This is a genomic window from Serratia sp. T13T92 (genome assembly GCF_047530105.1).
Taxonomy (GTDB): Bacteria; Pseudomonadota; Gammaproteobacteria; order Enterobacterales; family Enterobacteriaceae; genus Chania; species Chania fonticola.
Window position 1 is genome coordinate 1 of record NZ_JBLJAK010000081.1, and the last position, 8,476, is coordinate 8,476.

The 8,476-nt window shown below is 50.0% G+C and carries 8 protein-coding genes and 2 pseudogenes; 8 read left to right on the forward strand and 2 right to left on the reverse strand.

Translation table 11 applies throughout. The annotated features are described in order from the left end of the window. The 7 genes from ACMV5I_RS28700 to ACMV5I_RS28730 form a co-directional block, all read left to right on the forward strand. Positions 1-239: hypothetical protein (locus ACMV5I_RS28700; protein ID WP_414825885.1), on the forward strand; the 239-nt coding region annotated here is incomplete at its 5' end. Between the two features lie 366 nt (positions 240-605). Beyond that, positions 606-1,235 carry a division plane positioning ATPase MipZ gene (locus ACMV5I_RS28705; RefSeq protein WP_414825886.1) on the forward strand — a complete coding sequence of 210 codons (630 nt, stop codon included), beginning with the start codon at positions 606-608 and terminating at the stop codon, positions 1,233-1,235. Between the two features lie 5 nt (positions 1,236-1,240). Further along, the gene (locus tag ACMV5I_RS28710; RefSeq protein ID WP_414825887.1) at positions 1,241-1,609 is read left to right on the forward strand and encodes a hypothetical protein; all 369 of its coding nucleotides are present in this window, start codon (positions 1,241-1,243) and stop codon (positions 1,607-1,609) included. A gap of 228 nt (positions 1,610-1,837) precedes the next feature. Next, positions 1,838-2,809 carry a plasmid segregation protein ParM domain-containing protein gene (gene parM, locus ACMV5I_RS28715; protein WP_414825888.1) on the forward strand — a complete coding sequence of 324 codons (972 nt, stop codon included), beginning with the start codon at positions 1,838-1,840 and terminating at the stop codon, positions 2,807-2,809. A 2-nt stretch (positions 2,810-2,811) separates the two neighbouring features. Further along, a complete protein-coding gene (locus ACMV5I_RS28720; RefSeq protein ID WP_414825889.1) occupies positions 2,812-3,204 on the forward strand; it encodes a plasmid partitioning/stability family protein in 393 nt (130 codons plus the stop codon). A 310-nt stretch (positions 3,205-3,514) separates the two neighbouring features. Next, positions 3,515-4,720 carry a hypothetical protein gene (locus ACMV5I_RS28725; protein WP_414825890.1) on the forward strand — a complete coding sequence of 402 codons (1,206 nt, stop codon included), beginning with the start codon at positions 3,515-3,517 and terminating at the stop codon, positions 4,718-4,720. A gap of 130 nt (positions 4,721-4,850) precedes the next feature. After that, positions 4,851-5,387 carry a stationary phase growth adaptation protein gene (locus ACMV5I_RS28730; protein ID WP_414825891.1) on the forward strand — a complete coding sequence of 179 codons (537 nt, stop codon included), beginning with the start codon at positions 4,851-4,853 and terminating at the stop codon, positions 5,385-5,387. 256 nt (positions 5,388-5,643) lie between these two features. Here ACMV5I_RS28730 and ACMV5I_RS28735 read toward each other — a convergent pair whose 3' ends face one another. Together ACMV5I_RS28735 and ACMV5I_RS28740 are read right to left on the reverse strand one after the other, a co-directional pair. Continuing rightward, positions 5,644-6,189: a plasmid fertility inhibition factor family protein gene (locus tag ACMV5I_RS28735; RefSeq protein ID WP_414825892.1), complete on the reverse strand. Its 546-nt coding sequence runs from the start codon at positions 6,187-6,189 to the stop codon at positions 5,644-5,646. Next, positions 6,186-6,737: pseudogene (locus ACMV5I_RS28740) on the reverse strand (DUF4113 domain-containing protein); the annotation flags it as partial. The pseudogene ACMV5I_RS28740 and the gene ACMV5I_RS28735, both read right to left, overlap by 4 nt. A gap of 610 nt (positions 6,738-7,347) precedes the next feature. Between ACMV5I_RS28740 and ACMV5I_RS28745 the strand changes: the two are divergent. Further along, positions 7,348-8,358 (forward strand): annotated as a pseudogene (locus ACMV5I_RS28745) (DUF3560 domain-containing protein); the annotation flags it as partial. Positions 8,359-8,476: the final 118 nt, after the last annotated feature.

The window sequence follows — 8,476 nt, forward strand, 5'->3', positions numbered from 1 at the left end:
ACAGGAGCCCCATAGAGGCACTCAGAAAAAGCGAAAAGCAGTGTGGTGGGAAAATATCGCGATCGCGACCTACGGTCGCTAAAAACAACGAACCCCATCAAAATAATGGGGTTCGTCATCAGTCTGACAGCGCCTGCGGCGCTGTTTTTCCTCTTTCGCCTGATGCGCGTCTTTATGTTCTTCCCTTTGACTCGTCTGTTGTATCGATGATATTGCGTCATGATCACCTTGGATCATAACTTACTTCGGGCGTCCGGGCGGGCTCTCGTGAACGGAGCCAGGTAAACCTGTCTCCGCCCTTCGGGCTCCATCCCTGACGCTAAATCAATTAATGGGTCACTCCTTTAAAAATCTAGCTGCTATCTATCTGCGAGATTGCAGCTAGATTTAAAATGTTTCATTTAGCCTGATCCTTTTCTTGTAAGGTTAAACTTGTAATACACTGAAAATATAGAGATTTATGCATAAGATTGCTGCTAGTTAGCTGCTAGTTAGCTGCTATCTGGCTGCAATCTTGCAGCTAGATTTTATTGTGTTGCAAGATTATGAATAGATTATATAATCATCATATTGCAGCAATCTTGCAGCAAGATATTGGAGGTTATATGGCTTGGATAGTTGGGTTCGTGTCACAAAAAGGAGGGGTAGGTAAGAGCACCCAGGCAAGAGCTCTTGCACGCGAGGCAACAGAAGGAGGCATAAAAACCAAAATAGCTGATTTGGATACAGAACAAGCCACATCTGCTGATTGGCACCGAAGAAGGCTGGCTGCAAACTTACAGCCTGCTGCATCTGTTGAAGTCTTTTCGACGTCAGAACAGGCGATCGCCGCAGCTGAAGGCTTTGACCTGTTGATCATCGATGGCCCGGCAAGAGCAAGCAAAGGCACGCTGGAAATTGCGAAAGTGGCTGATCTGATTGTGCAGCCTACTGGGGCATCCCTCGATGACCTGGTACCTGCCATCAAAGTGTTCCACGGACTCGTTAAAGGGGGGATCCCGCGTGCTAAACTGGTCTTCTCGCTGTGCAGGATAGGTACCGATTCTGAAGAAGCTGATGCGCGGGCGTTCATCCAGGAAGCGGGATATGAAACCTTGGACGGTTGCCTGCAGGAAAAGCCCGCTTACCGCCAGGCGCAGAACGCCGGATTGACGGTAACCGAAACTCGATTTAAAAGCCTTAATGGACGCGCTGACAAACTGATCCAGGCGCTGATAGATAAAATAGGAGAGTAATAGCGATGGCCAATGTTTCTAGACTTAAGAAACGAGGGGGCCTGGGGACTCCTCCTACACCTGACGAAGCGGCAACCAGCCTTATGTCACCTGAAATAGCACCGGCACCGGTGGACGTTTCACCTGCAGTGATTGCAACGTTACCTGAGCCTGTTCGCAATGAAGACTCTTCACCCAGTATATCAATGCCTGCAGCGACATATCGTCGTGATGGACGCTCAGCCAGGAAAACAAACCGCACATTGGCGTTTGCTACTCGGGTTACACCGGAGTTTGACCAAGAGATACGCCTCATTGCAGAACGTGAGGGGCTAAAGCTTGTTGAAGTTATGGAGGATGCTCTGGAAGCGTTAAAAGAAAAATTGAATCGCTAAAATTGATTGCAGCTATCTTGCTGCAATTATTTTATCTTTTTTATCTTGCTGCAATCTTGCAGCTATCTTGCGGCAAGATTTATGGTATGATACTCAAGTTGAGTAAGTAAAAAGAAGGTATAAATACTCGTTCTGAGTATTTATATGAAAAATAGCAGCATTGTTACTCAATTTGAGTGTTGTTAAATTCGGGATAAATACTCACATTGAGTGCTAACGGAGATGTGCATGAAGATTTTCTGTGACGATGGTTCAACTAACGTAAAACTGGCTTGGCTCGATGCTGGCGATCTCAAAACGTCGGTATCAGTAAACTCCTTCCGTAATGGTTGGAAAGTGGATGGTCTCGGCAGCCGTAAAACGTACAACTACACCTTGGACGGCCATAAATATACTTATGACCCCGTCAGTGAGGAGGCTATCAGTACAACGCATATTGAATACCAGTATACCGATTCCAATGTGCTGGCTGTCCATCATGCTCTTCTCAACAGCGGTCTTTCTCCCCAGGAGATCTCTCTGACGGTCACGCTACCCATCAGTGAGTTCTATACCGCAGATTGTCAAAAGAATGAGTTGAACATCGAGCGGAAAGTGAAAAACCTCCTGCGCTCCGTTAGTTTGAATAAAGGCGATGCCTTTACGATCACCACGGTAGACGTTATGCCCGAATCACTACCGGCTGTCTTCACTCGATTGGTGAGTGATAACGTCGGCGAGTTCGAAAAGTCGTTAGTGATTGATCTTGGTGGCACCACGCTTGATGTAGGGGTGATTGTCGGGCAATTCGATGATGTATCTGCAGTGCATGGTAACTCTAAAATCGGTGTATCCATGGTGACTAATGCCACGCTGACGGCGCTGAAAATGGCAAGTAGCGACACTAGCCCAATGATTGCTGATGAGTTGATCAAGCGGCGAGAAGATCCTGCGTTTATCAGCCAGGTCGTCAATGATGAAAGCAAGCAATCTCTGGTGCTGGATACCATCAACACGGCGATCCACAAACTGGGAGAGCGCGTCGTGGATGATTTGACACAGTTCCGGAATGTAAACAGGGTATATATTGTAGGCGGCGGTGCGCCTCTTATTGCATCTGCAATTCGCGCAGCATGGCAACACTTGGGTGACAAAGTGGTGCTGATGGATGAACCACAGACTGCCTTGGTTAAAGCTATCGCTCAGTTTAAAGGAGAGTAAGCATGGAACCCGATGATATAGAGGGAAGGAAAAAGCTCTCTCTCTATCTGCATCCGGAGGAACGGCCAGACAGTATGGCTTTCAGCCAAATCGATTCTGTACCACGGAAAAAACGCGGCGAACTTTATCGAAATGCGCTGATTTCTGGGCTGGCACTCCATCAACTTGATGAGCGACTGCCTGGGCTGTTGACTGCCTTGTTCACGGAGTCGCTAACACCGGACATGGTGATCAGGCTAATGGCAAACGTCACAGGCTGGAAGCCATCACAGGCAGAGATCCAAGATGTTTTGGCTGCACTTAACCTGCAGAATTCTGTAGCAATGCCGGTACCAAAGCCTGATGAAAGTGCCAAGTTGGATGTGGCCAGAAAGAAACTGAAGTCGTTGCTATGAAGAAACTCCTGGTAAACCCGGCTTCGTGCCGGGTTGTATACCGCAGTTTGTAATAAGACGAACGTTGTTATGGCTTGCCACTGTCACCCTTTGTATCGGCCAGCAAGGGTTTCGTTCTACTGACGTTGATTTAGGCGCTGCGCTAGGACGACATACTTCATATGTTAATTCGCCGGATTGACAACACACTGTTGCAACGATAAGGTAATAAGATAAGGCTACTACCCAACCTCAAGGGGGTCAGACGACTCCGGGTCCATGAACAACACTAATTTTAGTGTTTTGGACGCTATTACTTGAGGATTGACCCATGAACACCACTTCTAACTCTAAAGCCCTTTCTTCTCAAACTGTTGACCGCAAGCTCGCCCGTGAGGCAACCGAACGTCTTAAATCAGCGCTCAAAAATTTCCCCTGCGTTTCAGCCATCGAATCCTTTCGACAAGCCTTTCATGATACCTATCACGTCCAGGGACAGCAGTCTGGTTATACGGATTTGTTGACCGCCATGCTTGGCGTGGAAAGGCTTGATGAAGTTACGCCATTAGCGCTTGTCGTGGATGAAGGATTATCCTGGAACCTGGTACGCGACCGGCGCAAGGTTCAGGCTGACAGGCTGGATGTATTTATCAAGCGCCATGCTGTTGAAACTGGCTTCCTGGCTCCTGATAATCTCCTGGTTCAATGTCAGTATCTGGTTGAGTTAGTACAACCTCTCACCATAGCGGAAGACAAATATGCAGCTAACTTCCATTATATTGACCAGGCTAAATCAGAAGGTCGTCTGGCGGAAGTTTTCCGCGATGTGTATGAGGGACTTTTTGCCAATGAGGTGCCAGAGCAAAAATTCGTTTACCAGGCTATCGCCCTACGTCTCTTGGCCGATGAAGAAAGTCTTCCCGCTTCAATTCGAACATCAGGGGCTTGGGAGATGCTCGTTCTCGAGGTCGGTATTGTGGCCACCCGTTGGATCAACTCCGAGGAACCCGTAAAAACCTGGCGGGGAATTATGGCGTTATCGGGCATCCATCAGTTGGGAGAGATTTATGCAGGTCATCAATTAGCACAATCTCTTTTTTTCAAGGCAGATGCTCCCCGCATTGATAAACAGCTTGCTTTAGAGGTGATTGAGTTAACCTTTGAGCAATACCTGCAACGCCGCCCTTATGGTCCGGTATTCTCGTCTGAGGGTTCTGAACCTGAACTCTATCGCTGTTACAACACTATCGTGGGTGAAGGTATTCGTAATAGCGATGAACCAGCGGAAATTGACCGACTGACTCGCAATCTGGTTACCGTACAGTTGGAAGCCGCAGAAAAACGGATTGAGGGCTTTGCAGCCTGCGTGTTGTGCATCCTGACCCCTGACTTTACTCCCCTGCATGGTGTTGATCCCGAAAATGAACGCCTGCATGCCCTACGCCGTAAAATTTCTCTCTTCCCGAAAACTGAAGCCTGGTGCCAGGAACAAGCAAAATCGCCCCGAGTAAAATCACTCCAGTCACGATTTTATTAATGTAAGTTTTATTATCCCGGCCAGAAATTGGCCGGGGTACGATTCTGTCACCTAAATCTGGTGTGTTAGCATAACTTTATCAGCCAGATCACTGGCCGTCAGAAATGGTCACATAGGGAGATTGTCGAGCGTGAATATCGAAGAGGTGAAAAAGTGGCGCCCTTTCACTGATCCAGAGGGTATGTCCTGGGACCTGTCATTTCTGGACGCCCATGCCGTAACCTATACGCACCGCAGTGAGGGCAAGGAAGATAGGGTATATAAATTCATCGTCTCTTATTCATTTCACTGCTTTTGCAAAGAATACCCAGGGCAGAGCGAGGATGAGAAAAGGGCGCTGATGTACGATTCCCCTCGTGAATCCAGGCCGTTCTGCAGAGTGCGCTATGGACTGGCAAAACGTTATCTCAGGGATGTCGTGCTATCTCTGGACCGGCAGAGGATCGTGCATGCGGGGCATGGCAGCTATGCTGTCGTGGAAGCGTTGAACGACGCGGGGGAAAGTTGTTTTTATCATGTCCCGTTCAGGGTATTCCGGGAAAACAAGAAACTCAGGTTGCATGTGACCAGTGCGTATCCGGTGGCCACAATGCCAGGCGGTGGGAAGGTGGGGTTTTATGTCATCGCGCATAATCTCATGACCGGTAAACGCTTACCGCACCCCTGAAATAACAAAACCCACCTTAAGGTGGGTTTCGCCAGAGAACTTCTCTGGTATTCAGAATCGCCTTTACCGGACTTGGCCTGACCAGCTTGCGCTGGTAGCGGGATGTCTGGAAGCTTCAATATCGAGATTCGTAGTATCAGATATTCAAAACTGCCAGTCTGCTGCATCCTTAGACATATTGTATGTGAATACTGCCATAACTGCAAAGTGTAAATTGAAAGGCACGTGTAAGCGTTGTGGGAAAGTTACATATTTTTCATTGATATAAAACAACATCATAGAGCGCTGCAAGGGACAGAGGGCGCGTAGATTTATCGCCAGCGCCACGGTGGATCAGTTGCGCAGTCTTGGCCGTCGAAACCTTGATGGGAAACCGTTCCACACCATTGGCCATAAGCCAGATTGTCCGGGTAATACCACTGTCGATACTCAGCCTGAGAGCTGGAAGACCTTTTTCAACCACGTAATCCCCCCCACATTCTGCCAGCGGCACCGGGTTTTCCCTCCCATGAGAAAATCCGTCTTCAGCGTCAGCAAATTTTCTATCTTGGCGCCAGATAGACTCATCGCCGACTGCCAGGTGACGTTCTTGGTGAGCGCGTGCCCAGGCCTGCAGGAAGGGCCGTTTTTCGACAAGCACAAGCCAGTAGTCTGAGCGCTGTGATAGGTCCTGACTCATCCAGGCCTTGCGCCCAGTAGCGAGCGGTATTTCAAACAGGCAACTGCGTTCGCCATGCGTGCCAAATTGAGGACCACACTTAACAATTCCATAGAGTGCCAGCACTTCCTTGCTATAGGTCATTTAATGATTGCCCTCGGGAGATCCGTCCATCGCGTCGTATAGGCAGGGGAGAGCATCTCGCGTTTCATTTTCCATCCTTTGTCTATCCCCTGACCCCCAAACCATATCTTACCCAATCCTGTGGTATTAATCCGATCGACAACCTTCATCAGGTTATCACTATTCGCACGCGGGGGCGTTTCATCGAACATGTCGATCTGCCCGGGGCGGCTACAGAAATCGTTGAGCATGATCCCCGCTTTTTGGTACCGATAGCCGTCGCGCCAAATCTGGTCGAGAGCTTTCATCGCTGCAGCAACGATATCCCGCGTGTCCTGGCTGGCCAACATCAACACCTGGTTGGCGTTGTTGCCATAATACGGGTCGTTGGCATAGGGACTGGTGCGTACGAATACGCTGACGTGACGGCAATACTGCCGTTCCTGGCGCAACTTTTCCGCTGCACGTTCTGCATATTGGCAGACTGCCTGGCGCATGTCCTGCAGCTGCGTGACGCGTTCACCAAAACTGCGGCTGCAGATGATTTGCTGCTTTGCCGGCAGTGCATCGATGGATATGAACGGTGGCTTAAGACGCGTGGTCGCGAGGTTATTCACAGGGTTACACGCCGGATATGCACCCTTAATGTGGATAACTACCGTATGTCGTGAAGGACATTGTCGGTGACGCAGAGGGCCAATCGTGTTCGCGGGGTGTTTCTTGGCGCCACCTTCGGCTCCCTGGCGTAGCCAGGTCGTCAGCCCACTCAGCTAACCCGGCCAAAACATGCCGGTCAAGCTTCGCCGAACCCCGCTTGAGGCGGGTTTCGTGCCTGAAGGCTTGGGTCTGCTGTCCAACACCAACCCCTGCAGCTGGCCACTGGCCAGCGCATTCACCACGACGGCGATACTGCTGCCGTCGCTCAGAAGCGCGTAACGGCTTTCGCTGCTGCTGTGCCGTTCCGCATTGTGCCCTGTTTCACCCTCAGCTGTGGGGTGAGTTTCCGTGAGTAATTCCGACCGTCGCTAGGCAGTTGACCACACTCCATCGCTCCTTCTGGCAAGGCTGGTATGAACGCCTGCGGCGGCCTTGCCAGCGCTCCTGATTGTGGTCAGGGCCAATTTGCGACGGCGAATACTCACAGAAGCATCACTTTAACCACATAAGGAGATTCAAAACATGTCACAACAAAACGTCCAGGGCGCGACAGCGAAGCCTACAGAGGCATCTCATGAATTCAACAGCAATGAATATCGGGCGACCTATTCCCCGGATGATAATAAATTGCGCCTGTATCCTCTCCATCGTCTCGATGATGAAACCTACGCGACAGTGAGCAAGGCGGGTTTCAAATGGGCACCTAAACAGCGTTTCTTCGTGGCTCCAGCGTGGACGCCGGGCCGGGAAGATGTCTTGTTGAGTCTTGCCGGTGACATCGAGGACGAAGATAGCACGTTGTTCGACCGTCAGAGCGAACGCGCCGAACGTTTCAGCGGTTATAGCGAAAAACGCGCGGCAGAATCCAGCCAGGTTTTAACGGCGGTCGATAAGCTGGCATCGGCGGTTCCCTTTGGGCAGCCGATCCTGGTTGGCCATCATAGCGAGCGCAAAGCGCGCAGGCATGCCGCAAAAATCGAAAACGGTATGCAAAAGGCCGTCATGCTGTTTGATCGGTCGGAGTATTGGCAAGACAGGGCGGCGGCGTCCTTGGCCCACGCCAAATATAAAGAACTGCCAGCCGTGCGCTATCGTCGGATTAAAAAAATCGAAGCCGATTTGCGTAAGGCAGAAAAAGCGATCGAGAACGCTGAGAAAATGCTCAAGCTGTGGCGATCCGATGTTCTGGATTCAAAAATGGCCTTGGTGATCAGCAGTAAAGAACGTATTGCGGCCTGTTTTAGCCTGGATAAGTACCCGCGACCAAGTGAAAAAAGTCAGTATGAAGGCTATATGAACCTGTATACAGCGATACAGGAGGAAATTATCACGGCTGAACAGGCCCGTAACATTGCGATCTCTTGGCATGACAGGACGATTTGCCGCTATCAACGCTGGGCACACTACCGTAATCGCTTGAGCTACGAACGGGCCATGTTGAACGAGAGCGGCAGCATTGTGACGCGTGCAAATGAATTTCAAGTTGGCGGTCAGGTGAGATGCAGAGGGGAATGGTTACCCATCGTAAGTGTCCCATCTGCGACGTCTGGTAGAAATATTCCTTTCCGTTGAAAATTAATGTCCATCATTCTTCAAATTAATGGACATCATCGAATGGAAAGACAGCAATGGATGGAAGCACTTCTGCGGC

Coding starts and splice junctions, on each gene's coding strand:
- parM (WP_414825888.1), top strand. CDS start 1,838: ATGAAGATTTTCTGTGACGATGGTTCAACTAACGTAAAACTGGCTTGG.
- ACMV5I_RS28725 (WP_414825890.1), top strand. CDS start 3,515: ATGAACACCACTTCTAACTCTAAAGCCCTTTCTTCTCAAACTGTTGAC.
- ACMV5I_RS28705 (WP_414825886.1), top strand. CDS start 606: ATGGCTTGGATAGTTGGGTTCGTGTCACAAAAAGGAGGGGTAGGTAAG.
- ACMV5I_RS28710 (WP_414825887.1), top strand. CDS start 1,241: ATGGCCAATGTTTCTAGACTTAAGAAACGAGGGGGCCTGGGGACTCCT.
- ACMV5I_RS28735 (WP_414825892.1), bottom strand. CDS start 6,189: ATGACCTATAGCAAGGAAGTGCTGGCACTCTATGGAATTGTTAAGTGT.
- ACMV5I_RS28720 (WP_414825889.1), top strand. CDS start 2,812: ATGGAACCCGATGATATAGAGGGAAGGAAAAAGCTCTCTCTCTATCTG.